The sequence below is a fragment of the Thiohalocapsa halophila genome (genome assembly GCF_016583825.1).
GTDB lineage: Bacteria > Pseudomonadota > Gammaproteobacteria > Chromatiales > Chromatiaceae > Thiohalocapsa > Thiohalocapsa halophila.
Genome location: NZ_NRRV01000047.1, coordinates 1 through 25,395 on the forward strand (window position 1 = coordinate 1; position 25,395 = coordinate 25,395).

At 68.4% G+C, this 25,395-nt stretch carries 24 protein-coding genes; 11 read left to right on the forward strand and 13 right to left on the reverse strand.

The annotated features are described in order from the left end of the window. Window positions 1-166 precede the first annotated feature (166 nt). Together CKO31_RS17230 and CKO31_RS17235 are read right to left on the reverse strand one after the other, a co-directional pair. The gene (locus CKO31_RS17230) at window positions 167-526 is read right to left on the reverse strand and encodes a hypothetical protein (RefSeq protein ID WP_200240001.1); all 360 of its coding nucleotides are present in this window, start codon (window positions 524-526) and stop codon (window positions 167-169) included. Between the two features lie 261 nt (window positions 527-787). Further along, on the reverse strand, window positions 788-3,532 hold the full coding sequence (locus CKO31_RS17235; protein WP_200239931.1) for a fused MFS/spermidine synthase: 2,745 nt from the start codon (window positions 3,530-3,532) through the stop codon (window positions 788-790). 75 nt (window positions 3,533-3,607) lie between these two features. Here CKO31_RS17235 and CKO31_RS17240 point away from each other — a divergent pair, with 75 nt between their 5' ends. From CKO31_RS17240 to CKO31_RS17280, 9 genes are all read left to right on the forward strand, one after another. Continuing rightward, complete coding sequence (locus CKO31_RS17240; protein ID WP_200239932.1) at window positions 3,608-3,949, forward strand: hypothetical protein; 342 nt, start codon at window positions 3,608-3,610, stop codon at window positions 3,947-3,949. Window positions 3,950-4,087: 138 nt separating this feature from the next. Then, complete coding sequence (locus CKO31_RS17245; protein WP_200239933.1) at window positions 4,088-5,791, forward strand: TonB-dependent receptor; 1,704 nt, start codon at window positions 4,088-4,090, stop codon at window positions 5,789-5,791. Window positions 5,792-5,991: 200 nt separating this feature from the next. Further along, window positions 5,992-6,873 carry a metal ABC transporter substrate-binding protein gene (locus CKO31_RS17250; protein ID WP_200239934.1) on the forward strand — a complete coding sequence of 294 codons (882 nt, stop codon included), beginning with the start codon at window positions 5,992-5,994 and terminating at the stop codon, window positions 6,871-6,873. Beyond that, window positions 6,866-7,564, forward strand: a complete 699-nt coding sequence (locus tag CKO31_RS17255) for an ATP-binding cassette domain-containing protein (protein ID WP_322789169.1) — start codon at window positions 6,866-6,868, stop codon at window positions 7,562-7,564. The genes CKO31_RS17250 and CKO31_RS17255 overlap by 8 nt, the downstream gene beginning before the upstream one ends. Continuing rightward, a complete protein-coding gene (locus CKO31_RS17260) occupies window positions 7,555-8,394 on the forward strand; it encodes a metal ABC transporter permease (protein ID WP_200239935.1) in 840 nt (279 codons plus the stop codon). Before CKO31_RS17255 ends, CKO31_RS17260 begins: the two co-directional genes overlap by 10 nt. Before the next feature lie 30 nt (window positions 8,395-8,424). Then, window positions 8,425-8,868, forward strand: coding sequence for a DsrE family protein (locus CKO31_RS17265; protein WP_242475455.1), 444 nt, complete (start codon window positions 8,425-8,427; stop codon window positions 8,866-8,868). Window positions 8,869-8,999: 131 nt separating this feature from the next. After that, the gene (locus CKO31_RS17270; protein WP_200239936.1) at window positions 9,000-9,893 is read left to right on the forward strand and encodes a carbohydrate kinase family protein; all 894 of its coding nucleotides are present in this window, start codon (window positions 9,000-9,002) and stop codon (window positions 9,891-9,893) included. 198 nt (window positions 9,894-10,091) lie between these two features. Further along, a complete protein-coding gene (locus CKO31_RS17275) occupies window positions 10,092-12,497 on the forward strand; it encodes a sucrose synthase (RefSeq protein ID WP_200239937.1) in 2,406 nt (801 codons plus the stop codon). A gap of 64 nt (window positions 12,498-12,561) precedes the next feature. After that, window positions 12,562-12,894, forward strand: a complete 333-nt coding sequence (locus tag CKO31_RS17280; RefSeq protein ID WP_200239938.1) for a PIN domain-containing protein — start codon at window positions 12,562-12,564, stop codon at window positions 12,892-12,894. A gap of 98 nt (window positions 12,895-12,992) precedes the next feature. Here the strand turns inward: CKO31_RS17280 and CKO31_RS17285 are convergent, their stop codons facing one another. Then, window positions 12,993-13,577 carry an NUDIX hydrolase gene (locus CKO31_RS17285; RefSeq protein WP_200239939.1) on the reverse strand — a complete coding sequence of 195 codons (585 nt, stop codon included), beginning with the start codon at window positions 13,575-13,577 and terminating at the stop codon, window positions 12,993-12,995. A gap of 49 nt (window positions 13,578-13,626) precedes the next feature. Further along, the gene (locus CKO31_RS17290; protein WP_200239940.1) at window positions 13,627-14,448 is read right to left on the reverse strand and encodes an MBL fold metallo-hydrolase; all 822 of its coding nucleotides are present in this window, start codon (window positions 14,446-14,448) and stop codon (window positions 13,627-13,629) included. Window positions 14,449-15,057: 609 nt separating this feature from the next. Between CKO31_RS17290 and phoB the strand changes: the two genes are divergently transcribed. Both phoB and phoR read left to right on the forward strand, forming a co-directional pair. Further along, window positions 15,058-15,738, forward strand: a complete 681-nt coding sequence (gene phoB, locus CKO31_RS17295) for a phosphate regulon transcriptional regulator PhoB (RefSeq protein ID WP_200239941.1) — start codon at window positions 15,058-15,060, stop codon at window positions 15,736-15,738. A 108-nt stretch (window positions 15,739-15,846) separates the two neighbouring features. After that, window positions 15,847-17,184 (forward strand): phosphate regulon sensor histidine kinase PhoR, encoded by a 1,338-nt coding sequence (gene phoR, locus CKO31_RS17300; protein ID WP_200239942.1) that lies wholly within the window; start codon window positions 15,847-15,849, stop codon window positions 17,182-17,184. Window positions 17,185-17,264: 80 nt separating this feature from the next. On the opposite strand, the gene CKO31_RS17305 is transcribed toward phoR, so the two are convergent. The 9 genes from CKO31_RS17305 to CKO31_RS17345 all read right to left on the reverse strand — a co-directional run bounded on the left by CKO31_RS17305 (window position 17,265) and on the right by CKO31_RS17345 (window position 25,354). Further along, the gene (locus CKO31_RS17305; protein WP_200239943.1) at window positions 17,265-17,498 is read right to left on the reverse strand and encodes a BolA family protein; all 234 of its coding nucleotides are present in this window, start codon (window positions 17,496-17,498) and stop codon (window positions 17,265-17,267) included. 469 nt (window positions 17,499-17,967) lie between these two features. Further along, window positions 17,968-18,366, reverse strand: a complete 399-nt coding sequence (locus CKO31_RS17310) for an H-NS histone family protein (RefSeq protein ID WP_200239945.1) — start codon at window positions 18,364-18,366, stop codon at window positions 17,968-17,970. 663 nt (window positions 18,367-19,029) lie between these two features. Beyond that, window positions 19,030-20,391: a magnesium transporter gene (mgtE, locus tag CKO31_RS17315; RefSeq protein WP_200239946.1), complete on the reverse strand. Its 1,362-nt coding sequence runs from the start codon at window positions 20,389-20,391 to the stop codon at window positions 19,030-19,032. A 130-nt stretch (window positions 20,392-20,521) separates the two neighbouring features. Next, window positions 20,522-22,267, reverse strand: a complete 1,746-nt coding sequence (gene ptsP, locus CKO31_RS17320; RefSeq protein WP_200239947.1) for a phosphoenolpyruvate--protein phosphotransferase — start codon at window positions 22,265-22,267, stop codon at window positions 20,522-20,524. Then, window positions 22,264-22,533 (reverse strand): HPr family phosphocarrier protein, encoded by a 270-nt coding sequence (locus CKO31_RS17325; RefSeq protein WP_200239948.1) that lies wholly within the window; start codon window positions 22,531-22,533, stop codon window positions 22,264-22,266. The genes ptsP and CKO31_RS17325 overlap by 4 nt, the downstream gene beginning before the upstream one ends. A gap of 6 nt (window positions 22,534-22,539) precedes the next feature. After that, window positions 22,540-22,989, reverse strand: a complete 450-nt coding sequence (locus CKO31_RS17330) for a PTS sugar transporter subunit IIA (RefSeq protein ID WP_200239949.1) — start codon at window positions 22,987-22,989, stop codon at window positions 22,540-22,542. Beyond that, window positions 22,986-23,849, reverse strand: coding sequence for an RNase adapter RapZ (gene rapZ, locus CKO31_RS17335; protein ID WP_200239950.1), 864 nt, complete (start codon window positions 23,847-23,849; stop codon window positions 22,986-22,988). The genes CKO31_RS17330 and rapZ overlap by 4 nt, the downstream gene beginning before the upstream one ends. Window positions 23,850-23,909: 60 nt before the next feature. After that, window positions 23,910-24,854, reverse strand: coding sequence for an HPr(Ser) kinase/phosphatase (gene hprK / locus CKO31_RS17340; protein ID WP_200239951.1), 945 nt, complete (start codon window positions 24,852-24,854; stop codon window positions 23,910-23,912). A gap of 38 nt (window positions 24,855-24,892) precedes the next feature. Beyond that, entirely contained in the window at window positions 24,893-25,354 is a 462-nt protein-coding gene (locus CKO31_RS17345) for a PTS sugar transporter subunit IIA (protein ID WP_200239953.1), read from the reverse strand. Between the last annotated feature and the right edge of the window lie 41 nt (window positions 25,355-25,395).

The window sequence follows — 25,395 nt, forward strand, 5'->3', positions numbered from 1 at the left end:
AGTTGCGGATGCCGCTCCAGTCGCTCAAGCAGCGCTTCGTCTTCGGTTCGTCTCGGCATCGTCGGCTCCTTGTTTCAGCAATTTACCGCTCAATCCTAGCAAACAACATCAGTACTGTTCGCACCCGGCAGCGCCGCCGGGTGCGGCGACGCCTTGGGAGGTGCGCTCAGACCAGGGTCACAGGCCCATGATCGTCGCAATGGTCGCCATGCGGGTGATGCAGGCGCCCGTCCACGATGTAGTCCACGTGATCGCCGTGCGGGACGGCCTCGTGGTCGCAGCCGGGGCCGTGGATATGGCCACTGTCGCAACAGGCGGTGATGCGGTGGTCGCAGCCGTCGGGGTTGGTCTCGCTAACCTCGATGACGTGCTCATCGTAGTGCGTCTTGCCGTCCACCGTGTGCGGATGGTGCAGGTGGCCGTCGTGCAGGTAGTCCACGTGGTCGCCGTGGCGAACGGGCTGGTGGCCGCAGCCGGGGCCGTGCTCGTGGTCATGATGCGGATGGGTCTTGCAAGGCTCGGTCATTGCTCAGGCTCCCAGGGTCTGGTGCTTGGACAGGTGTCATGCCGGGGCCGGACGCAGGTGCTGGGCCCGGCGATCACTTTGATGAATCGACCTATTGGGACCTGTTCTTGATAAGCGCCCGCGGGGGAGCGGCCCCCGGTGCCCAGAGGTCGTTGCCCACACGTCGGTGCGAGCCGGCCCGGCATACACACCCGACAAGCCTAGACCAAGGCACAGACGGCTGCGCTGTCTGCGGTCAAGTGGGTCGGCAGCCGTTCAGGATCAGCCGCCCTGAAGACGCTCGATGCGCTGCTCCAGCGCCTTGATGGCCGCGTCCCGCTCGGCGCGCAGTGCCTCCAGGTCCCGGCGCAGCCGGCCGGGGTCCAGGTCCCCAGGGCCTCTGTCGCCGGCGTCTCTGTTGCCGGAGTCTCCGTCGCCAGTGTCTGGGTTGCCGGGCGCGTTTGCGGTGAGGGCGCGGCTCGCCCGTGCGAGCAGCGCCTGTGCCCCTTCGGCGTCGCCCTGGGCGTCGGCGAGGCTGGCCGCGAAGATGTCGAGCCCGGCGGGAACCGCCTGGCGTTGCTGCGGCGCAAGACGCGCGAGGTAGGGGGCGTCGGCCACGGGCGCCGCCGCCAGCACACTGCGGAAGAAGTCGATCAGCGGCTCACCGACGAGCCAGCCGCGGCGGCCGGCCGCCTCGGCGCGCTGGGCGCGGGCCGCACTGAACTGGAGTCGGGGGCGATCGTCCGTGTTGAGCGGATAGCCCGCCAGCAGGTCGGCGGCGCGGCCGAGGTTGCCGGCGTAGTAGAGCAATAAGGGCGGGGTGTCGGGATCGGGCAGGACCGAGTCCTGTGGTCCCCGCGCATCGCCGGCGACGGCGTCGGCGCGCAGCGCCCGCGCCCGGCGCAGCACCGCGGCGGGCTCCAGCGGCGCGGCATCCAGGCGGCCGACCAGGGCGACGATGGGTCCCTCCGGCAGAAAGTCGCCGCGCCAGAGGGTCACGTGCGGAAAGACGGCCGTGAAGGTCCGCGCGATGCTGCCGAGCTCCTGCGCCGTCACCTGATACAAGGGCACCCACTGGGCGAACAGCCCGCCCGGCGCCAAGCGCTCGGCGACGTGCTGGAAATGCTCCAGGGAGTAGAGCGCCGCGTTGCCGCGCTTCCAGGGCACGAACAGGTCACCGATGATCACGTCATAGGCTTCATCCGTGGCGCCCAAGTGGTGGCGGCCGTCTTCTGCCAGCAGCCTGACCTGCGGGTCCTCGAACAGCCCGTTCGCATAGGGCCGGAAGTACTCGGCGGCCAGGTCGATGACGTCGCCGAGCAGCTCCGCCACCACCACCTCCTTGACCGGGTGCGCCAGGGCCGCGCCGGCGGTGATGCCGGTGCCCATGCCGAGGAAGAACACCCGGTCCGGCGCCGGATGCAGCAGCAGCGGGAAGTGCGCCTGGCGCTGCTGAAGGCCATGCCCGCGGGTGCTGCCCAGGGTGTAGTGATTGTCCACCTTGATGCCGAGGTGCTCGCCGCGGCGCACGACGGCCACGGTGCCGGCGCCGCCCTCGCGTGCTTCCAGCAGGGTCTCGGCACGCTGCACCGAGTCCGTGCGCACCACCGGCAGCCGGCCTGCATCCAGCGCCGAGAGCAGCAGCAGAAAGCCCAGCACCGGCGCCAGTACCAGCATTGGCGCAAGCCAGGGCCGTGCGCATAAGCCCGCCGCGGCGGGGGCGACCGCCAGGGTCGTCAGCAGCATCGCCGCGGCCAGGTAGAGCCCCGCCAGCCATTGGATGGCGCGCCACAGGCCGAGCCATTCGAGCAGCAGGAAGCCCGCCGCCAGCGAGCCCAGGATGGCGCCCAGCGTGTTCAGCGCCAGCAGGCCGCCAACCTGCTCGCCGGGGCTGCGCGCGCCGGCCTCCGCCGCCTTCCATAGGTACGGGAACACCACGCCGAGCACCAGTGTGGGGCCGGCGAGGATGGCCACGGCAGCCAGGCCGAGGGTGCGCAGGTAGTCGGGCCAATCGCGGCCGGCACCGAGGTAGCCAAGCCCGTCGGTCAGCCAGAAGAACAGCTGCGGCGTGAGCGCCACCAGCAGCGCCGCGCCACACAGCAGCCCAACCAGGGTCGGCACCACCGGCAGCCGTCGCCGCGCCAGCCAGCCGGCGACGAACGACCCGGCGGCCAGGGCAAGCAGGAAGACCACCAGGATGACGGCGTAGCTGTAGACAGAGTTTTGCAGCACCTGCGCGAACATCCGCGTCCACAGCACCTCCAGCGCCAGCGCGACGAAACCGGACAAGAACGCGAGCCCGCGCAGCCAGGCCTGTGGTAGCGCCTCCGCAGCTAGGGCGACCGCCGGCACCTGGGGCGGAGATGCCTGCACCCCCTCGAGCATCTGTGCCGAGCCCCGGCCACCCAGCCACCAGGCGCTCAGCGCGATGCCGCCGGCGAGCGCCAACGCCAGCAGGTAGCTGCCGTCGTAGCCCAAAATCGGTGGCAGCAGAAAGGCGGCACTCAGGGCGCCGATGGCCGCGCCCGCGGTGTTCACGCCATAGAGCAGCGGCACCAGGCGCCCGAGCGCCGCGGGGTGGCGCACCAGCCAGGCGCTCAGCACCGGCAGGGTGCCGCCCATAAACAAGGCGGCCGGCGACAACAGCACCAGCGCGAGCAGCAGCTTGATGCCCACCAGCAGGCCCGGCGCCGGCTCGGCCAGGTGGCTGTAGAGCGTGCCGTACTGGGCGGCGAAGGCCGGCGCCAGCAGAAAGTAGCCGAGTCCTGCCACCAGGACGCCCACCTCCAGAAGCGCGTAGGAGCGCAGCGGCCGGGTGATGCGGCGGCTGCGCCGGCCCCAGTAGGCGCTGCCGGCGGCGAGCCCCAGAAAGAAGGCCGCCAGGGTGGCGGCGGCCGCCTGTGCCGTCGCCCCGAACAGCAGCGACAGCTCGCGCATCCACACCACTTGCAGCACCAGCGCGCTGAAGCCCGAAAGGAAGAACAGCCCGAAGACGGTGACCATCGCGCCGCGCCTGATGTCTCGCATTTGCTACATGCAGCATTTTGGTTAAGTATGGTATAACATCCTAGCAAGACTTCAGCCTGAGCGATCCCCCGACGCGTGTCCCAAGGCGCCACCTCCGCCGTCCTGCCCAGCTTCCGGCGTCGCCAGCAACCGCTTGCGGGCCTGTTGCTGGCCTGCGTCTTGCTGCTGGCACAGACGTTGCTGGCCGCCCATGGCATCGAGCACCTGGCGCATGCGGACGAGGACCTGTGCGAGGTCTGCCTGGCCGGTGCGCCCCTGGGTGCCGCACTCGCTGCGGCCCCACTCGACAGCGCGCCCGACGCCATCCCGCCCGTGCGGCAGGCGAGCAAGCTCACCCGCCCTGCTCTCCAAGCGCCCTTCAATCTTCACCCCGCCCGGGCGCCCCCCAAGCCGACCCGCGCTGAGCCCAGCCTGTGAGCCCAGCCTGCGAGCCCAGCCTGCGGCGGCGCTGAGCCGCTGCCGCAGGCCCCCTGAGACCAGTCGAACGCCATCGTGCCGGCGCCCGCAGACGCCGTGCCGGCGCGGTGGGTGGCGTCTTTTCCATTGGAGTGCACAATGAACCAGTCCGTCACGCGGGCCGCCCTGCTCGGCGCCCTGCTCACCCCGGCCGCCGCGGTCACCGCCGGCGATGCCGACATCGACGCGCTGCGCGCAGAGCTCGAAGCCATGCGCAGCCAGTACGAAGGCCGTATCCGGGCGCTGGAGTCGCGCCTGTCCGACGCCGAGCAGGCCGCCGACGTGGCGCGCCAGGCGGCGGGTGCCGATGCCCTGTCGCTGCCCATGACGGCACCGCGGGTGCTGCGCAGCCAAAGCCAGGCCTCCGGCCAGGTGCCCGCCGGCAGCCGCAGCGCCGGGCTGTTCGACGCCGTGACCTCGGGCACGGCCTTCAACCCGCAGATCTCGGTGATCCTGGACGGCAACTACTACCAGGACGACACCGAGGACGGGAACGGCGCCGCACTGGTGGGCGAGGCTTTGCAGGCCGGCGGTGGCGGCCATGCCCATGACCACGGTGCGGGTGGACACGACCACGGCGATGGCGGCCACGCCCATGCCGTGGCAGAGCCCGGATTCAACCTGCGCTCGGCGGAGCTCTATTTCAGCGCCACTGTTGACCCGTATTTCGATGCAGCGAGCTATATCACCATCAGTGGCGACGGCGATGTCACCCTGGAAGAGGCCTACTTCCAGACCCGTTCCCTCCCCTATGGCCTGCGGGTCAAGGGCGGCAAATTCCTGAGTGACTTCGGCTATGCCAACAACCAGCACCCACACCAGTGGGACTTCGTCGACCAGAACCTGCCCTATCTGAATCTGCTGGGGTTCCACGGTATTCAGGACACGGGTGTGCAGCTCACCTGGCTGCCGGAGCTGCCCGTTTACACCCTGCTCGGCGCCGAGGCGCTGCAGGGCGACCAGGAGGTCTTCGGCGCCACCCTCGGCGACACCGACCAGACCGAGCTCAACTTGGGCGACACGGACTCGGGGCCGCGGCTGTTCACCGCCTTCGCGAAGGTCGCGCCCGAGATCGGCCGCAACCATGCGCTGCAGATCGGCGTGTCCTACGCGCATGCCACCCAGCATCAGGCCGTGCACGAGCACACCCATGCCGTGCATGAGCATGAGCATGACGAGCATGACCACGGGCACGACGAGCATGAGCACGAGCACGAGCACGAGGCCGAGCATGCCCACGCGGACGAGCATGCCCACGACGAGCATCACGACGACATGCATGACCACGGCGACGGCATCACGGAGGAATTGCACCGGGCTGGCCTCGCCGGCGATGCGGACCTCTGGGGCATCGATCTGGTGTACAAGTACGACGCCCCCGGCGCCTACGGCCAGGGCGATGCCACCTTCCAGACCGAATACCTGCGCTCCAGCAAAGACCTGACGGTGCGCTCCAGCGCGCACCCCGAGCGCATCGGCAGCAACCGCACCTTCACCACCGACGGCCTCTATGCCCAGGCCACCTACGGCTTCCTGCCCAAGTGGAAGGCTGGGCTGCGCTACGACGTGCTCGGCCTCACCAACGAGGTGAGCGGCGGGCGCAGCGACAGCTTCGGCAGCTCCGAGCGCTGGACGGCCAATGTCACCTGGAGCCTCTCGGAGTTCTCGCAGCTGCGGGCGCAATACGCCTACAACGACATCCTCGTGGGGGAAGGCGACCATGGGGAAGAGCGGGAGCAGTTCAGCGCCTTCTACCTGCAATTCCTGATGAGCTTGGGGAGTCATGGGGCGCATGAGTTTTGAGTACGGAGTACGGAGTACGGAGTACGGAGTACGGAGTGCGGAGTACGGGATGCGCAGTGCGGGGTGCGCGGTGCGCGGTGCGCGGTGCGCGGTGTGCGGTGCGCGGTGCGCGGTGCGGGGCGCGGAATGGGTGCTCGGCTTGGTTGGGACCGAGTGCCTTTGCTTGGCCTGATGTGACTTTGGTGTGACGGAGGTTAGTGATGAGACGACTTTTGACTGGGTTATGGGCTGGCCTGGCGCTGCTGGCGGCGCCGGTGCTGGCCTTGGACGTGGTGGCCACGAGCCCGAGCATGGGGGCGTTGGTGCGGGCGGTGGCGCCGCAGGCGCAGCTGACGGTGCTGGCGGGGCCTGATCGGGACCTGCACGCCCTCCAGGCCAAGCCCAGCATGATCCGGGCGTTGCGCAGTGCGGATCTACTGGTGGCCGTGGGCGCCGAGCTGGAGATGGGCTGGCTGCCGGCGGCGTCGTCGAGCGCCGCCAACCCGGACATCCTGCCGGGGCGCGAGGGGTACTTCGAGGCCGCCGCGCAGGTGCCCCTGCTGGACGTCGGCGGCCCGGCGGATCGGGCCATGGGCGACGTGCATCCGGCGGGCAACCCGCACGTGGACCTGGACCCGGTGCGCATGGCCCAGGTTGCCGAGGCGCTGGGGGCGCGCATGGCCCGGCTGCATCCGGGCAATGCCGCGAGCTACCGCGCCAATGCCCGGCGCTTCGCCAAGGCCGTCGAGCAACGCCTGCCGCAATGGCAGGCCGAGCTTGCGGACGCCCCCGGCGCCGTGCTCTATCACCGCGACGCCATCTATCTGCTGGAGCGCTTCGAGGTGCCCTTGCTCGGCACCATCGAGCCGGTGCCGGGCGTGCCGCCGAGCGGGCGGGACCTGCGGGCGCTGGCCGGCAAGCTCCGCGGCGGCGAGGGCATCATCATCCATGCGCCCTACCAGTCGCCGAAGGGCCCGCGCAAGCTGGGCCGGGAGCTGGGCTGGCCGGTGGAGACCCTGCCGCTGTCGCCGCCGGTGAGCGCCGACGGCGACGGCTATCTGCGCCACATCGACCGCTGGGTGAGCGCCGTTGCCAGTGCATGAATCGCTGGCGCCCGATCCGCTGTCGCCGGGGCCGGCGTCTGCCGGTGGAGCGCCGCCGGAGGCCGTGCTCCAGCTGGAGGCATTGGTCGCCGGCTGGCGGCGGCCGGTGGTGGGGCCGGTGTCGCTCGCGCTCGGCCGCGGCGAGGTGGTGGGACTCTGGGGCGCGAACGGCAGCGGCAAGTCCACGCTGCTCGCCGCCATCGCAGGGCAGGCGCACCGCTTCGACGGCCGGCTCCGGCTGGCGGGCGGCACGGGCGTCGCGGTGCAGCCACAGGCACCGGTTCGCCTCGACCCGCTGCCGGTGACAGGCAACGAGCTTCTCACCGTCGCCGGCGCGGACCCGCACGCCGCCGGCCTGCCGCCGACCCTGGCGGCGCTGCTGCCGCAGCGTCTCGACCGCATCAGCGGCGGCCAGCACCAGCTGCTCTGTGTCTGGGCGGCACTCGCCGGCCCCGCAGGCTTGGTGCTGCTGGACGAGCCCACCAACAATCTGGACCCGATCCACACCGCGGTGCTGGCCGAGATGCTCGCCCACCGGCGAGCGGACCGGGCGGTGCTGCTGGTGAGCCACGAGCGCGCTTTCCTGGAGGCCCATTGCAGCCGCATCCTGGCGCTGGACGCAGGCGGCGCACTGGCCGCGGAGCACCGGCCCGCGGCGCCGTTGACGGCAGGCGATGGCGAATGGACCTGAGCGCCCTCACCGACCCGATCTTTCTGCTGCCATTTCTGGTGGGCCTGCTCTTGGCAGGCGTACTGCCGCTGCTGGGGGCCCTGCTGATGCTGCGGGACGAATGGCTCGCGGCGCTCGGCTACGCCCACCTCGCCGCCGCCGGCGCCCTGCTCGGGCTCGCTGCCGGCGCGCCCGCCGTGGTGGGCGGCCTCGCCGCCGCGGCGGGCGGTGCCGTCGCCAAGGGGGCCGGCGGCGCCCGCGGCAATGCCGTCTACGGCTTCATGATCCTCGGCGGCTGGGCCGCACTGCTGCTCATCGGCGCCAACACAGCCCTGGGCGAGCAGCTCGGCCATGCCCTGATCGAGGGTCAGCTCTACTTCGCCGGGCCCGCCGATCTGACGGCAGCCCTCGCGCTGGCGCTGGCGGCGGCCATCGCCCTGCCCTGGCTGATCCCGCGCCTGCTGCGCGCCCGGCTGCTGCCGCAGCACGATGCGGCCAACCGCTTGCCGGCGCGGCGCTGGCACCTGGGCTTTGACCTACTGGCGGCGTCCGGCATGGCGGCGGGCACCGCGAGCATGGGGCTGATGGCCGCCTTCGCGCTGGTGCTGGTGCCGGCCTGGATCAGCTTTCGTGTCGCGGCAAGCTGGCGCTCGAGTCTAGTGTGGTGCACGATGCTCGGCTGCATCTGCTATGCCGTCGCTTTCGCAGGCGCGCTGGTGCTGGACCAGCCCTTCTCGCCGGTGCTCGTGGCGGTATTGTTGGCCGCCGCCGCAGGGACCGCCGCCACCCGGCACCGCGCGCTGCCTCTGCGGCACGGCCAGCGCCCGCAGCGCGGCGCCCCCAACCCATGAGCCAACCCTGACAACGGAGATCTCCAGACCATGACCTCAGCCACCTTGCGCTTTCGCGGCCTGCTGCTGCTCCTGATGGCAGCCTTGCTCCTTGCATGCGCAACCGTCAACGCTGCGGACGAGGCAGCCGACGGTGCACCGCTGTTTATCAACCTGATCACCGATGATCCACACCGCGCACACATGGCGCTGCATTTCGGTCAAAAGCAGCTGGAGCTCGGGCATCCGCTCACCGTGTTCCTAAATGATCGGGGGGTGCTCATTGCGGCCGAGCAGGGCGCCGAGCGCTTTGGCCTGCACCAGGAGATCATCGGCGAGCTGGTCACCGCCGGCGCCAAGGTCATCGTCTGCCCCATGTGCATGAAGCACTACGGCGTCGCCGAGGTGGACCTGCTGGACGGGCTGGCCGTGGGCAACCCAAAGCTCACCGGCGGTGCGCTGTTCGCACCCGATACGCGCACCCTCACTTGGTGAGCCTGGGGTAAGCGCACAATCGGCCGGCGCCGCTGCCGGGGCTGAAAGCCCGCAGCGGCATTGCCGGCCCCTTGCAGCACCCCGACGGCGTCTCTAGCATCTCGGGCTGACCCACCACCCGAGGTGCTGCCATGTCCTTCGACCCAACCCAGGCGCCCGTCGTCTTCGGCGAGGCGCTGTTCGATTGCTTTCCGGACGGCAGCGAGGTGCTCGGCGGCGCGCCTTTCAATGTCGCCTGGCACCTGGCCGCCTTCGGCGCGGCACCGGTCTTCGTCAGCCGCGTGGGCGAAGACCCGCTCGGCGCCCGCATCGAGGCGGCCATGCAGCGGCTGGGCATGACCACGGTCGGCCTGCAGCGGGACCCTGCCCATTCCACTGGTACCGTGCAGGTCAAGCTCGAAGGCGGCGAGCCCTCCTACGACATCGTCGCCGGCAGCGCCTACGATTTCATCGATGCCGGCGCCCTACCGACGCCGCCGACGGGCGGCCTGCTTTACCACGGCACCCTGGCGCTGCGCAATGCTGACTCGGCGGCGGCGCTGGGGCGCTTGCGCGCCGACACCAATGCCGTGTTCCTGGACGTTAACCTACGCCCGCCCTGGTGGTCCCTCGAGCAAGTGCAAACCCTATTGAGCGCTGCGCGCTGGGCGAAGCTGAACACCGACGAGCTGGCATTGCTCGCGCCCAACGGCGACAGCCCGGAGTCCCAGGCCGAAGCGCTGATGCAGCGCCACGCCCTGGAGCGGGTCTACGCCACCCTGGGCGCAGCCGGCGCCTTTGCGCTCACCGCCGACGGCACCCTGGAGCGGATCAGCCCCGGGACCGGCATCGAGGTGGTGGACGCGGTCGGCGCCGGAGACGGCTTCGCGGCCGTGCTCATCCTGGGCCTGCTGCGGGGCTGGACCCTGGGGGACACCCTGGAGCGCGCCCAGACCTTTGCATCCGCCATCGTCGCCCGCCGCGGGGCCACCATCGACGACCCCGACTTCTACGCCGGCTTTTTGGATCTTTGGAGCGTAGCCTAGTCGCCGACTCGGTCATCCCTCGACCCGGCATCGTTGTCGGTATCGGCCCTGCACAGAACCGCGAATACGACAACGACAACGAGCCGAGCCTGCCACCACCCCCCTTGCGGCCGCGTCCCGGCAGTGGAGCCGCGGTGCCCGCGGCACCGCGCGCGGCGGGGCATGGGCTCGGCGGCAACCTCAACACGAGCTCCAGTGATGGAAACCGAAGTTCCCAACGCCCGCATCCCGGCCCTGGCGACCTTCCTGCAAGAGCACCGCAGCCAGGCGCACCGGGTGCTGCACCACATTATCGGCCTGAGCCGGCCCTTTTTGCTGCGCAGCGACCTGACGGACGCCATCGACGACCTCTGCGCGGATGACCCAGCGCTGGCGGACACCGCACTGGCCCGCGCGCTGCACCAGTGCGAGGAGGCAGCCATCGATGCCTCCTGGATCTATCTGGCGCTGCGCCGCCGCGTGGCGCGCTGGGACTATCTGCGCATCCACCTGGAGGCCATGGACCTGCAGCAGGTCAGCGTCGGCGAGTATCTGGGCTTCAAGGAGCACCTGGCCACCGGCGGGCACGAGGACCCCTTCGGCCTGGAGATCGACCTCGCGCCCTTCTACCGGGACCAGTACAAGCTCAAAGAGTCCAGCTCCATCGGCCGCGGGGTGGAGTTCCTCAACCGCCGCCTTTCCAGCCGGCTGTTCGAGGAGATCGGCAAGGGCGATCAGCGCCTGCTTAGCTTCCTGCGCATGCACAGCTACCGCGGCCAGCAGCTGATGCTGAACGACAGCATCATGAGCGTCGCCGAGCTGCGCAATGCCCTGCGCCAGATGCTGATTCCGCTGCGCCGGCGACCCACGCACACCCCCTACGAGGACGTCGCGGCGGACCTGCGCAGCCACGGCTTCGAAGCCGGGTGGGGCGCGGACGTGGAGCGTATCCGCGACACCATGGGGCTACTGCTGGACATCCTGGAGGCGCCGTCGCCGCGGGCGCTGGAGGAATTCCTGGGCCGGGTGCCCATGATCTTCTCCATCGCCATCCTGTCGCCGCACGGCTGGCTCGGGCAGTCGAACGTGCTGGGGCGCCCGGACACCGGCGGCCAGGTGGTCTACATCCTGGACCAGGTGCGCGCCCTGGAGCGGGAGATGCACCGCCGCCTCGCCGAGCAGGGCATCGACATCGAGCCTCGGGTCATCGTGCTCACGCGCCTGATCCCGGAGGCCGAGGGCACCCTCTGCAACCAGCGCCTGGAGCCCATCGCCGGCACCCGTAACGCGGCCATCCTGCGGGTACCCTTCCGCAACGAGGCCGGCGAAGAAATGCAGCATTGGATCTCGCGGTTTCGCATCTGGCCTTACCTGGAGCGCTATGCCTTGGACGCCGAGCGCGACCTGCTGGCCGAGCTGGGCGGGCGGCCGGATCTGATCATCGGCAATTATTCTGACGGCAACCTGGTGGCGTCCTTGATGTCGCAGCGGCTCAACGTGAGTCAGTGCAACATCGCTCATGCCCTGGAGAAGACCAAGTACCTGTACTCGGACCTGTATTGGCGCGACAACGAGGACCGCTACCATTTCTCCGCCCAGTTCACCGCGGACCTGATCGCGATGAACACCGCGGATTTCATCATCACCAGCACCTACCAGGAGATCGCCGGCACCGACGACAGCGTCGGCCAGTACGAGAGCTACGCCCGCTTCACCATGCCGGGTCTGTTCCGGGTGGTCGCCGGCGTCGATGTCTATGACCCCAAGTTCAACATCGTCTCGCCCGGCGCCAACGAGGACATCTATTTCCCTTACCTCGATGCCGAGCGGCGGCTCTCGCACCTGCAGCCGGAGATCGAGGAGCTGATCTACGGCGGCGAGCGCCCGGGCGAGACCCGCGGCATGCTGGCCGGCAGGGACAAGCCGCTGCTGTTTACCATGGCGCGGCTGGACCGCATCAAGAACCTCACCGGGCTGGTGGATTGGTACGGACGCTCACCGGCGCTGCGAGAGCAGGTGGACCTGGTGGTGGTGGGCGGCCACGTGGAGGCTGCAAGCTCCGGCGACGACGAGGAGCGCGAGCAGATCGGCATCATGCACCACCTCATGGGCGAGCATGGGCTGGACGGACAGGTGCGCTGGCTCGGCATCCATCTGGAGAAGCAGCTCGCCGGCGAGCTGTATCGTTACATCGCCGACCGTCGCGGCGCTTTCGTGCAGCCGGCCCTGTTCGAGGCCTTCGGGCTGACGGTCATCGAGGCCATGAGCTGCGGCGTGCCCACTTTCGCCACCTGCTTCGGCGGACCCCAGGAAATCATCGAAGACGGTATCTCGGGCTTCCACATCGACCCCAACCACGGCGACGCCTCCGCCGAGACCATCGCGGCCTTCTTTCGCCGCTGTGCCGAGGAGCCGGAGTACTGGAGCCGGCTCTCCGACGCCGCCCTCGGCCGCGTGGAGGCCCACTATACCTGGCGGCGCTATGCCGAGCGCATGATGACCCTGGCCCGGGTCTACGGCTTCTGGAAATACGTCACCGACCTGGAGCGCGCCGAAACGCGCCGCTATCTGGAGATGCTCTACGGGCTCCAGTACCGCCCGCTGGCGGCGGCCATGGAGGGCTGAGCCCGAAAACATGGGTTAGGCGCACGCGCTACACTGAAGTCGTGTATCACCAGTGGAGGCGACTATGGCCAACTTAACCATCAGCGTCGCGGGCGACGTCCTGAAACGCGCCCGGATGCGGGCCTTGCAGGAAGATACGTCGGTCAATGCGGTGTTAGCCGGGTATTTGCAGGACTACGCACGCGCGGACGACGTGCGTCGCGATCGGCTGGAGGCCCTTGAGCGCATCATCGCCTTGGCTGATCAGGCCAACACCGGCAGCGGCGGTCGCAGCTGGACGCGGGACGGCTTGGTGGTGGAGACGGCTCTTGCGGAGGGCGCCGGGCGGCTTGTCTCCGAGGACCTGCACGATGGCTGGCAAGTCGAGGGTATGCGCGTATGGAACCCGTTCCGGTGACACCCCACCGCCAGCAGACCAGCGAATTTTCGAGATCTTCTACGGGCTGAAGGACCAGCCGCCAGAAGGCGGCCATGGAGGGCTGAAGCCGCGGGGCGTCAGCCAGGTGCCGCTGCCTCCGGCGCCCGTGCCCGCAGCAGCGCATCGGCGCGGTAGAGGCCGATCAAGGTCTTGGCGTCGGTGATGGTGCCATCGGTGCAGCGCGCCAGCGCGTCCACCAGCGGCAGCCAGTGCACTTCGATGACCTCGTCCGCCTCGTGACCCAGATCGACCTCGCTCAAGCCCCGCGCCAAAAACAGGTGGATCACCTCGGCGAAGACGCCGGGCGAGGAATGCATGCGCCCGAGGGAGTCCCAGCTCACAGCCACCAGGCCGGCCTCCTCCGCCAGCTCACGCTCGGCGGTGGCCGCCGGCGGCTCGCCGAGGTCGATCTTGCCCGCCGGCAGCTCCCACAGCCAGCCGCCGGCCACATGCCGGTACTGACGCAGCAGGCAGACCCGGCCGCGGTCGTCGATGGCCACCGCGGCGGCGCCGCCGGGGTGTCGGATCACCTCCAGCTCCACGTCACGGCCGGTCGGCAGGCGCACCCGCTCCAGGCCCACGTCCACGACCTTGCCCTGGAACACGGTGCGGCGCTCGTCCTCGGCGGCGAGGTCGGTCACTGGGGAATCGATGGGCGCCATGGGGACCTCCTGCGTCCCGTTGGAGACGGATGCGAGCCGAAAGCCCATGCTACCAGCCTACGGCGTCCGGGAGTGGCGATGTTGGCACGACGCCGGCCTGGTCGCGTGCGTCATGGGCCACCGGTGTCATGCGCTTGGGGCGATGATCCAAACGGAAGCGCTCGCCGGGCCGGGCGATGCGCAGCCCCTGGGCGGCCAGCTCCCGGCCGGCCTCCGGCGACTCGTAATGGTAGAGCACCATGCGCGCGAGCTGCTCCGGCTTGTACTCCCGCCGCAGGTCTTCAAGCCCGGTGTGCGACGGATTGCCGTGCAGGGCGCAGTCGTGAAAGATCCATTCCCCGCGGGCGGCATGGCGGTTCAGGATCTCCGGTATGGGGCGGGTGTCGCCGCTGTAGAGAAACAAGCCTTCCAGCGCCAGTCCGAACGCCGACATGTGCTGATGGTGGCGCACCGGGAAGACCGTGAGCTGCAGCTGGCGGTGCCAGAAGCATTCCGACACGGGCACCAACTGGAACACGTCCCAGAAGTTGCTGCCGCCCTCGGCCAGGAGGTTCGGATAATCCGCTAAGCGGCGCTGCAGCGTCGGAATCAGCGCCACCGGTACATACAGCTTCACCGGCGCAACAGCGGGGCCGGTGGCGAGCTTGTAGTAGAGCCCCTCGAGTCCGCCGACATGATCCAGGTGCGCATGGGTGATGAACACCGCGGGCGGCAGCCGACGGTAGGCCGTGGTGAAGGCGTCGAGCGTCGCCGGGCCGCAGTCGATGAGCAGCGCCGGGGCGCCGTCCATTTCCAGCACGGCGGCGGAGGAGCCGAGCGAGAGGGCGCGGGCATTGCCCACGCCGAGAAAGTGCAAAGCGAGGTCCGTCATGGGTTGAAACAGCTTGCGGCGGCGGCCGCGGTTAGCCGCATCGACGGCGACTGCCATCGGGCGGCGAAAGAGTGCGTGCACCAACGGCAGCGCCCAAAGTCTGGTGAGATGGGGTCCGCGGCGGCGCTTTGCGCGGGGTCCCACCCTGTGACCGCCTCGGTGCTTGCGAGTGCCCGGCCGGAAGCCCGCGGGGCAGGCGGATGCCGCAGCCCGCGGGCGGACTCCGGATATGGGTGCGCAGCATACCGGTTGAGGATGACATGGAGATTGCGGCGCCCATGCGCATCCGTCCCGGCGCAAGCAGCCCAGCCACGGCGGCGGGCGACTCCCGCGACCGGGCGTCATGGACGATAGTGCTGCGCGCGCCCAGCTATTCAACACGGGACCTGGTCTGCGTGTGGCCCCTGGCGCGGACATCCGTCATCCGAGGCCGCGCGCATCGCAGCCGCCGTCATCCGGGGCGGGGTATCGCCGCGCCCCCCGGGGAGGCGTCTCGACAGGGCCTATGGGCGGCGTTCATCATGGCCGAGCTGTGCGGCAGGTAACCTATTCGTAACCGCCCGGCAATAAACTCCGCGGCCAAACGGCAGCAGCTTGTACGGGAGCGATATGGCCACGGTACTCATCGTCGATGACGAGCCCGATATCCGGGAATTGATGCGCTTCGCGCTGGAAGAAGGCGGCTTTCGCGTGCTGGAGGCAGGGCACGCCGACGAGGCGCGCAAGCTGCTCAGCGAGCATCCGGACCTGGTGCTGCTGGACTGGATGCTGCCGGGGCGCTCCGGCCTAGAGCTGGCGGAGCAGCTCAAGCAGAATCCGAAAACCCGCAGCATGCCCATCATCATGATCTCGGCACGCGGCGAAGAGGAAGACCGCGTGAAGGGTCTGGACACCGGTGCCGACGATTACATCACGAAGCCCTTCTCGCCGCGGGAAATGGTCGCCCGGGTCAATGCAGTGCTCCGGCGCGCCAGACCCGGAGAGATCGCCGACGAGATCGAGATCGCCGGCCTGACCATCGACAACGTCAGCCACCGTGTCAGCGCCGGTGGCAAGACCATCGACATCGCACCCACGGAGTACCGCTTGCTGCACTTTTTCATGACCCATGCCGACCGTGCCTTCAGCCGCTCGCAGCTGTTGGACCAGGTTTGGGGCGACCGGGTGTACGTTGAGGAGCGCACGGTAGACGTGCATGTGCGCCGTCTACGCAAGGCGCTGGAGCAAACCGGTCACGAAAACCTGCTGCAGACGGTGCGCGGCGTCGGCTATCGGTTCTCGAGCAAGTGACCACGGTGCCCACTCCCACGGTGGCCACTCCCACGGTGGCCACTCCCAGAGCAGCGCGCCCGGGCGTACCACCTCCGGCGCTCGCCCGACTTCGGGGGCAGCGCTGACATGCGCGCCGACGCCGTCGGCTTCGAGCTGGCCGTGCTGCTCACCGGCGGTGCACTCGCCGGGCTATTGCACCTAGGCGGCCTGCCCCTGGCAGAGGCGCTATTGCTGGTGCTCACGGCCTATCTGCTTCGGCACCTGTATCTGCTGTGGCGGCTGGCGCGGTTCATCCGCCGTCAGCACCGCCTCGCGCCACCCTTCCCCTTCGGTCTGTGGGGAGAGCTGTACCGCGCCGTGGGGCGGTATCAGCAGCGCTCCCGTAAGAACCGCAAGCGCCACCTGCGCTTCCAGCGCCGCTTCCGCGAAGCCGCGAATTCCGTGCCGGACGCCTTGGTGGTGCTCAGCAAGAGCCAGCGCATCGAATGGGCCAATCCCGCCGCCGCGGCACTCCTGGGCGTGCATTGGCCCGCCCACGAGGGGCGGCTACTGACCGACGTCTGTGCGCAAAACGGTCTGGGTGATTACTTGGACGCCGGCGACTACGCTCGGCCGCTGGAAGTGGCTGCCGACCACGACCAGTCCATCATGATGTCCGTGCGCGTGGCGCCGTTTGGCGAGCGCAAGCGCCAGCGCCTGGTGGTGGGCCGTGACATCACCAAGGTGTTCCACCTGAACATGATCCGCCGCGATTTCGTGGCCAATGCCTCCCACGAGCTGCGCACGCCACTGACGGTCATCGCAGGCTTCGTCGAGAATCTCGCCAGCTCCGCGCTCACACCGGAGATCCACAGGCGCCCGCTGTCGCTGATGGAGAATCAGACCAACCGCATGCGCACCATCATCGAGGACCTGCTGACCCTCTCACGGCTGGAGCTCGAAGATACGGCGAGCAACCTGGAGCCCGTGAACATACCGCAGGAGATCGAACAGGTGGTGGCGGATGCCCGCACCCTGAGTGCAGGCGATCACGCGATCGCGCTGGACCTCGACCGCGACCTGATGCTGATCGGCAACCAGTCAGAGCTGCGCAGCGCCATCTCGAACCTCGTCTTCAACGCCGTCAAGCATACGGCCGCCGGCAGCAAAGTGCGCGTCCTGTGGCACGACGAGCCGGGCGGGCCTGTGTTTCAAGTCGCGGATGACGGGCCCGGCATCGCCCCCGAGCACATTCCCCGTATCACCGAGCGCTTCTACCGTGTGGACAAGGCGCGCTCCCGAGCCTCCGGCGGCACTGGCCTCGGCCTCGCCATCGTCAAGCATGTCCTGAGTCATCACGACGCCTTGCTCAGCATCGCCAGCGATCCCGGCCAGGGAACCACCTTCACCTGCCGCTTCCCGCAGGAGAGCCGCCTGCGCCGGCACGATCAGCTGCCGCAAGCGCCGGCGCTGCGCTCGGGCTGACAGCCCGGCGCCGCGACGGCGCAGCCCTTGCCGCCGCCAGCCCCCGAGTGGCTCAGCTGCTTGCCCAGTCGTTGGTCTTCCTAGCCGGCGGCCTGTGCCGGCGTCAGGGCCTTGATGGACAGCGCGTGCAGCTCGCCGCTGGCGATCTGCGGCTTCACGGTGTCCATCACGAGCCGTTGTTTCTTGATGGGCGTGAGGCCGTCGAAGGCATCGCTGACCACGACGGCCTCGAAGTGGGCTCCGTCACCGGTCACGGTGACCTCGGCGCCCGGCAGTCCGGCGCGGATGAGGTTTGCAACTGCTTCTGGCTCCATGGGATTGCTCTCTCGTTGTCGTTGGGACGACGCTGCGCACGCCGTCGCCGTGAGCGCCTCAACATGGGGCAACCCCGGCTCGGGTCCAACCGATAGCCGCTCAGGCTCGCCGCAGCGACCGCCGGGTGCCGGCAGGGGCTCCCGAGCAGCCGCTCCGTGGCGATGGCGACATGCTGGTGCGCGCGGCGATGCCCATGCGGCTCGCCGGCAGAGGGTTGAGGGAAACGCCGATGCATTGGCGTTTCCCTAGTGGGGCAGGACTTCCGACCATTTTCAGCGACGCAAGTCGTCGGCAAATGCAGGAGTCCGGAAAACCGCCCCGTTCGGGCACGAGTCGGGCCGGTTCAATTTTTGGGCTAGGCGAGGCCGATCAATCGGTATGCCCTTTAGGCGGGCGACGCTGTGAGAGCGGCGCCCGCGCAGACGACGCACCCCGAGGACGCGCCCCGACGACGCATCCCAGCGCCGATCAGTCCTTCATCGCCTGCAGGTAGTTGGCCTTGAACGCCTCGCGATCATCCTTGACAGAAGGATCATAGCCCTGCGCCGTCATTTTCTCTTTCATCCACTTCGGCAGCACGCCGCGCACATAGACATTGCTCGGGTTTTCCGGGTCCACATAGCGCGTGTAGCTGCGATTGCCCTTCTTGGCGCCGCCGCCTGCCCGCTTACGCTTGGGTGCCACCAGCTCCAGGATTTCTTCGGTGTCGTAGCCGCGGCTATCGATCATCTCCCGGATCTCGTGCGCGAGCTCCGCTTTGGCCTCGTGCCAGCGTTGGTACAAGGCCTTCTCCAGATCGACCTTGTTCTGCTCGACTTGCTGCAACTGTGCCTGCAGCTCATCGACACTCAAATTCTTATATTCCAAGACAAACCTCCAAGGTTAGGGATTCAGGCCCAAACAGGGCCTAGAGTGGGCATGGTGCGCGGTAGGCCTGCAGCCGGCGGGGTGTTAGAAATCCCGCGCGGACTGGCCCGCATAGCAGCGCAAGTCAAATGCGGCAGCGATGGGTATCATCATCGCGTGCACGCCTTCGCGCGACAGCGTGCGATTGACACTCCGCAATGACGCCCTACCCGCATTCGGCGCCCGTCGGCAGCGGCGGGCGTCAATGCACAACAAGGCATGAGTAGAGGAGAGGCCTCGGCCTGACGGGGAAGGCCCGGGCAGAGCGCCAGCCATCATCCTCTCGCGGTGGTCCGCTGCGCATGCGTGCATACCGGCACTTCGCACATTGTCTACACGTCGAGACTTTATAGCACAGCAAAAAAAAGTCAATAGCCGATACAGAAATTAATAGCGTCGTGGCCGAACCGGCGCTCAATCATCGCGATTGGATTTTCAATACAAAGGCGCAAAGAGCCCAGAGAATACTGCGCCGAAGGTCACGACAGGAAGCTCAATGCGACGGCGGCCCACCAAGCCGTCGCCGGCGGCGCGCCTGCCTGCTCAGTTGAATCGGCGCCGCATGCGAGTCGAGGCGGCCACATGATTGTCAAAGCCCGGCGGGCGTCGAGCTCGGTACGGCGCTCAGAGGAGAAACAGCGTGGCCAAACCCAGAAAGGCGAGGAAGCCCACCACATCCGTGACGGTTGTGAGGATCACACCACCTGCAAGCGCCGGATCGATACCCAGGCGATCCAGCAGCAGCGGCAGCAGAGCGCCGGAGATGGTAGCCGCCAGCAGGTTGATGGTGATGGCGACGGCAATGATCAAGGCGAGATCGATACTGCCGAACCACAGCCAGGCGATAGCGGCCACCACGAGGGCCCAGGCGGCGCTATTGATCAGCGAGACCGCCAGCTCTTTGCCGAGTAGCCAGCGCATATTCGTCGCGCTGAGATGGCCGAGCGCGATGCCGCGAATGGCGAGCGTCAGCGTCTGTGTACCGGCGATGCCTCCCATGCTCGCCACCACCGGCATCAGCACCGCCAGGGCCACCACCTGCTGGATGGTGGCCTCGAAGCGGCCGATCACCCAAGCGGCGAGAAAGGCCGTCAGCAGATTGACGCCGAGCCACAGTGCGCGGCGGCGCGCGCTCAGCAGCACCGGCGCGAACATGTCTTCGGTCTCGCTCAGACCCGCCTGGCCCATGAACTGATGCTCGGCCTCTTCACGGATGAGGTCCATGACATCGTCCACTGTGACCCGCCCCAGGACCTGGCCATCTTCGTCCACCACCGGCGCGGAGACCAGGTCAAGGTGCTCGAAGCGACTCGCGACATCGCGTGCGTCGAGTGTCGCCACCATGGGCTGAACCTGCAGCGTCATGACCTCGGCGACGGAATCGTCCGGGTCATTGGTGATCAGATCCGTCAGGTATAGGACGCCGAGATAACGGCCCTGGCGATTGACGACGATGAGGTTGTCGGTGAGATCGGGCAGACCCTCCTTCAGTCGGCGCAGATAGCGCATCACCACGTCCAGGGTCACCTCCGGGCGGACGGTGACCATGTCGGTATTCATCAAGCCGCCGGCGGTGTCTTCCGGAAAGGCCAGCGCCGTCTCCAGACGCTCGCGCCGCTGCTCGTCCAGGGAGCTCAGCACCTCACGGGTGATGGTGGCAGGCAGATCCTGCACCAGGTCCGCGAGGTCGTCCGTCTCCAAGCCATCCAGCGCCGCGAGAATGCGGCTCGGGGCCATGTCCCGCAGCAGCTCGTCGCGCAGGTCGTCATTGAGGTAGAGCAGCACCTCGCCCTCGACCTCGTCATCCACCATGCCCCAGACGACTTTGCGCTGCTGCGGCGGCAGCGACTGCAGCACATGCGCCATTTCCGACGGGTGCAGCGCATTGAGCATGCGCGTCGCCTTCACCACGGAGCCGGATTTGAGCACCGCGTGCAAGGCATCGAGGCGATCCGCCTCTGGGTCGGGCATGGCTTCGGCGTTCATGGCGGCTCCGACGGCGGGCAGCGTTGGGGCCACGGTTGCACGCAAGCGCTCCCGCAGCCGAGCCGAGCAGTTTAGCAGCCGGGAGGGTGCCGCCGCAGGCTGGCCCGAGCGACGCGCCGGGAGGGATCGATCAGTCGCGCATACAGGCTTCCAGCTGCTCCAGCAGGGCCTGCGCGGGCATCTCGTCGAGCTGGTCGAGCATGCTGGCGACCGCTTGCGTCAATGCCCCGACATCACAATGGCGCACGCGGTCCTTGACCTCCAGCAGCGAGCCGGGCTGCATGCTGAGCTCCCGAAGACCGAGTCCGAGCAGCAGGGGCGTGAAGCGGGGCTCACCGGCCATCTCCCCGCACATGCTCACCCGCGTGCGCGTGCTCGCAGCGGCATCGATGATGTGCTTGATGAGCCGGATCACCGCCGGATGCAGGGGGTCGAAGAGGTAGCTGACGGTGTCGTCCACACGGTCGATGGCGAGCGTGTACTGAATCAAGTCGTTGGTGCCGATGGACAGGAAGTCGAGCCGCTTTGCCAGTGCCCCCGCCATCAACGCCGCCGCGGGCACCTCGATCATGCCGCCCACGGGCATCAGGGGGTCATAGGCGAGGCCATCACGGCGCATCTGGCGGCGCGCTTCATTGATCAGGCCGAGCACGGCGTTGACCTCGGCCATGCCTGAGATCATCGGGATCATCAGCCGCACCGGGCCGTGGGCGGACGACCGCAGAATGGCCCGCAGCTGCGGCAGAAAAAGCGCCGGCTCCTGCAGGCACAGGCGAATGGCGCGCAGGCCAAGCGCGGGGTTGCTGCGCGCAGGGCGGAAGTTGGTGTCCGGGATCTGCTTGTCTGCGCCCAGATCCAGGGTGCGGATCGTCAGCGGAATCCCGTCGAGTCCGCGAATGATGCCGAGGTAGGTCTCGAGATGCTCCTCTTCGTCCGGCAGTGCATCGCGGTTCATGTACAGGAATTCGGTTCGGTAGAGACCGACTCCGGCGGCGCCGTTGTCGCGGGCGCCGGCAACGTCCTCGGGCAGCTCCAGGTTCGCCAGCAGCACCACGGGCACGCCGTCGCGGCTGGCGGAGGGCTTGCGCACCAGCCGGCGCAGCTCGCGGCGATGGGCATCGAAGCTCGCAAGACGCCCCCGGTAATGCTCCAGGATGGCCGGCTCCAGCTCTGTGAGCACCGTGCCGGTCTCGGCGTCCACCACCAGGAGCTCGCCCTGGCGCAAACGCTGCACCGCATGATGGACACCCATCACGGCGGGAATGTCCAGGCTGCGGGCCAGGATAGCGGTGTGGGACATGGGCCCGCCGTGCTCGACGACGAAGGCCGCCACACCGCGGTGGCGCAGCAAAATGGTGTCGGCCGGGGTGAGATCCTCGGCGACGATGACCCGGCCGGCAACGTCGGCATCGGCGAGCACGTCGGTGTCGGCCTCGGCGCCGAGGAACGCCTGAATCTGGCGTACCACGTGGTCCACGTCGTCCCGGCGCGTGCGCAGGTAGGCGTCCTCCATGCGGTCGAAGATCGCCACCAGCGTGTCGCGCTGTGATTGCAGCGCCCAGCTGGCGTTCACCGAGCGCTCCTTGATCAGGTCGCGGGTGGCGTCCACCAGCGCCGAGTCGGTCATCATGAGCAGATGCGCATCGATGAATTCGGCGATGTGCTTGGGGGTGCCGGCCGGGATCTGCCCGCGAATCCCTTCCAAGTGGCGCCGTGCACAGGCCAGGGCCGCGTCCAGCCGCTCCAGCTCCTTGGGTACTTCGTGGGCCGGAATCTCCGCCGGTGCCAGCGACGGCTCGCGACTGAGCAGGAAGGCGTCGCCAATGGCGACCGGCCGCGAGCCGTCGATGCCGACACCGTGCAGCGAGAGGGTCATTCCGCCTCTCCAAAGCGCTCGGCCACCAGCTGCGTCAACGCCTCCACGGCGGCCGCCTCGTCGGTGCCGTTCACTTCCAGGCGAATGCTGGTGCCGCAGGCGGCGGCGAGGGTCATGATGCCCATGATGCTCTTGCCATTGACCCGACGGCCGTTGCGCTCAACGGCGATATCGCTCTCGAACGCACCCGCGCATTTCACGAATCTCGCCGCCGCGCGCGCGTGCAGACCCAAGCGGTTCACAATCTCGAGGTCTTTGCAGATCATGGCAACTCAGGTGTGACCGGTGGGACCGCAGCCGCCCGCGCGCGCCTGCGTGGGTGCTGTGCAGCCGGCAGACGGGCACTCCAAGACCCCGTCACGGGCACCGCTCAAGGCCTTATCTGCGATTGCGTCGAGCGACAGCTCGGGGTAATTGAGCACGCGCACCAGCATCGGCAGGTTGACCCCGCTCAGGATGCGCGTATGGCCCTGGTCGCACAAGCCCGCGGCAATATTGGCGGGGGTGGAGCCGAAGAGATCCGTCAATACCAGCACGCCGTCTCCGGCGTCCAGTGAGCGGGCGCAATCCCGGGCCTGCGCACCCATGCGCTCGGGGTCATCGCCATTACCAATGGCCATGGCCTCGGCGCGCAACGGACAGCAGCCGAGCATACGGGTGGCGGCGGCGAGCAGCTCCGCACCGATGCCGGCATGGGTGATGATCAACAGACCGACGCTCACGGCAGCTCCCGGTGGCGCACCAGCACGCGGTGGCCGTTAGCGCCGAGGTGCTCCCCCAAGGTCTCCACAACATAGACCGAGCGGTGCTGTCCGCCGGTGCAGCCCACGGCAATGGTGAGATAACTGCGCCCATCGGTCTCGAAGCTCGGGATCCAGCGGTCCAAGAAGTGCTGCAGATCCGCGCACATCTCACTGACTTCCGGGGCGCGCGCCAGAAACTCGATCACGGGGGCATCCCGACCCGTCAGCGGGCGCAGCGCTTCCTGCCAGTGCGGGTTCGGCAAGCAGCGCACGTCGAAGACGAAGTCCACGCCTTCCGGCACGCCGTTCTTGAAGCCGAAAGACTGCAGCAGCACCGATGCCTGCACGGCGCCGCCGAGGCGCTCGCGGATCAGGTCCCGCAGCTCGTGCACGTTCGTGTGGGTGGTATCGATGCGGATTTCGGCGATGCGCCCCAACGGCTCCAGCAGCTCGCATTCGCGCTCGATGGCCTCGGCCAGGGAGAGCCCGCCGCCGGTGAGCGGATGCTTGCGCCGGGTCTCGCTGAAGCGTTTGATCAACGTGTGGGTATCCGCGTGCAGGAAGATGACGCGACAGTCGATCCCCTGCTCGCGCAGCTCCTCGGTGAGCCGCGGCAGATCCGCGAGGAAATCCGGCTGATTGCGGGCGTCGATGCCGACGGCAGCGCCGTGACGCGTCTCGGCGCTGGTCCCGAGGGGAGTGCGCTGCAATCCGAGCGCGAGCTCACGCAGCAGGAATAGCGGCAGATTGTCGATGCAGTAGTAGCCGAGGTCTTCGAGCGTGCGCAACGCGACGGTCTTGCCGGCACCCGACAGGCCACTGACGATCAGTAGATCCATGATTGCGCACAGGATGCTCGTGGTGACAGGTGGCTGGTGCCCGCCCTCGGACTGTCGCACTCACCGACTGCTGGCGATGGCCCTGGCCTGGCGGTCTTCCAAGTCCACGCCCGCATCATAACCGCGGATGCGCAGGATCTGGTTACGCACCGCGGTCTCCAACAGCACCGCCAGATTACGCCCGGGCGCCACCGGCAAGGTGATTTCCGGCACTGCCACGCCGAGGATGGTGCGGGTGGACAGGCTGCCCCGGAGCCGGTCGATGCTCGCCAGGCCATCGTTATCGAAAGACCGCATATGGACGATCAGGTTCAGTGTCTCGTGCTGGCGCACGGCCCCTTCGCCGAACATAGCCCGTACGTTGAGCACGCCGAGTCCGCGCACTTCCAAAAAGTCCCGCAGCAACGCTGGACAGCTGCCCTCCAGTACCTCGGGCGCAATGCGCGCGAGCTCCGGGGCATCGTCGGCGATGAGCCGATGACCGCGGGCGATCATCTCCAGCGCCAGCTCGCTCTTGCCGACGCCGGCATCGCCGGTGAGCAGCACCCCCAGCCCGAGCACTTCCAGCAGCACCCCATGCACCGTCGTGCGCTCGGCCAGCGCATGGGTCAGAAAGTACTGCAAACGGTCGACGATCTCCGCATCGCGGGCCGCAGAGCCGAGCAGCGGCGTGCCCGTGCGCTCCGCGTAGGCGAAGAACACGGGGTCCGGGGTGATGTCCGAGGCGAAGATCACCGCCGCCGGCCGCGCCGAAAACAGCCGCTCGATGGTCTCATCGTAAGCGGGCTTACTGAGATCCGAAAGATGCAGCATCTCCGCCTCACCGAGCACCTGCAGGCGGTTCGGGTGAATGCAGTTGAGCGAGCCCACGAGGCTCTGCGCCGTCTGTCCGCCCTGCTCGCTCAGCAGCGGACAGGACTGCGCCGGCGGCGGTGTCAGCCAGCGCAGCTTGAGGCGCGGACCGATGTGCTCGACCAAGCCTTGCAGGGAGTGGACGGGATTCATGCCACAGACCACCTGAAAGAGGGCATGTACGGCGGCAGTTAGGCGGTGAGAACCCGCTCGCGAAACACCGCGAGCACGTCGGCATCATCGGTGGCCGCGCGCAAGGCCTCGCGCACGGCGGCGTCGTCGAAGGCGGAGGCCAGGGTGGCCAAGAGCTGCAGGTGCTGCTCGTCGGTGGCGTCCGGCACCAGCAAGCCGAACGCCAGATCCACCGGCCGGTCGTCGATGGCATCGAAAGCGACGGCGTCGCGCAGCTGCACGAAGGCGCCGACGGGCGCATGGATGCCGTGCATGCGCGCATGCGGCAGCGCGATACCCTGACCCAGCCCCGTGCTGCCGAGGCGCTCGCGCTCCAGCAGCCGATCGAACACATGCGTGCTCGACAGCAGCCCGTCGCCGTCCGCCAGCAGCGCCGCCAAGGTCTCGAGCAGGCGTTTCTTGCTCGTGACCTCGCAACCGCTCAGTACCCTCGACTGTGTAATCAGATCGGCAGGCACCATGGCCCCGGAACCCCGCGCGTGCTCGTTGTCTGGTTGTTGGT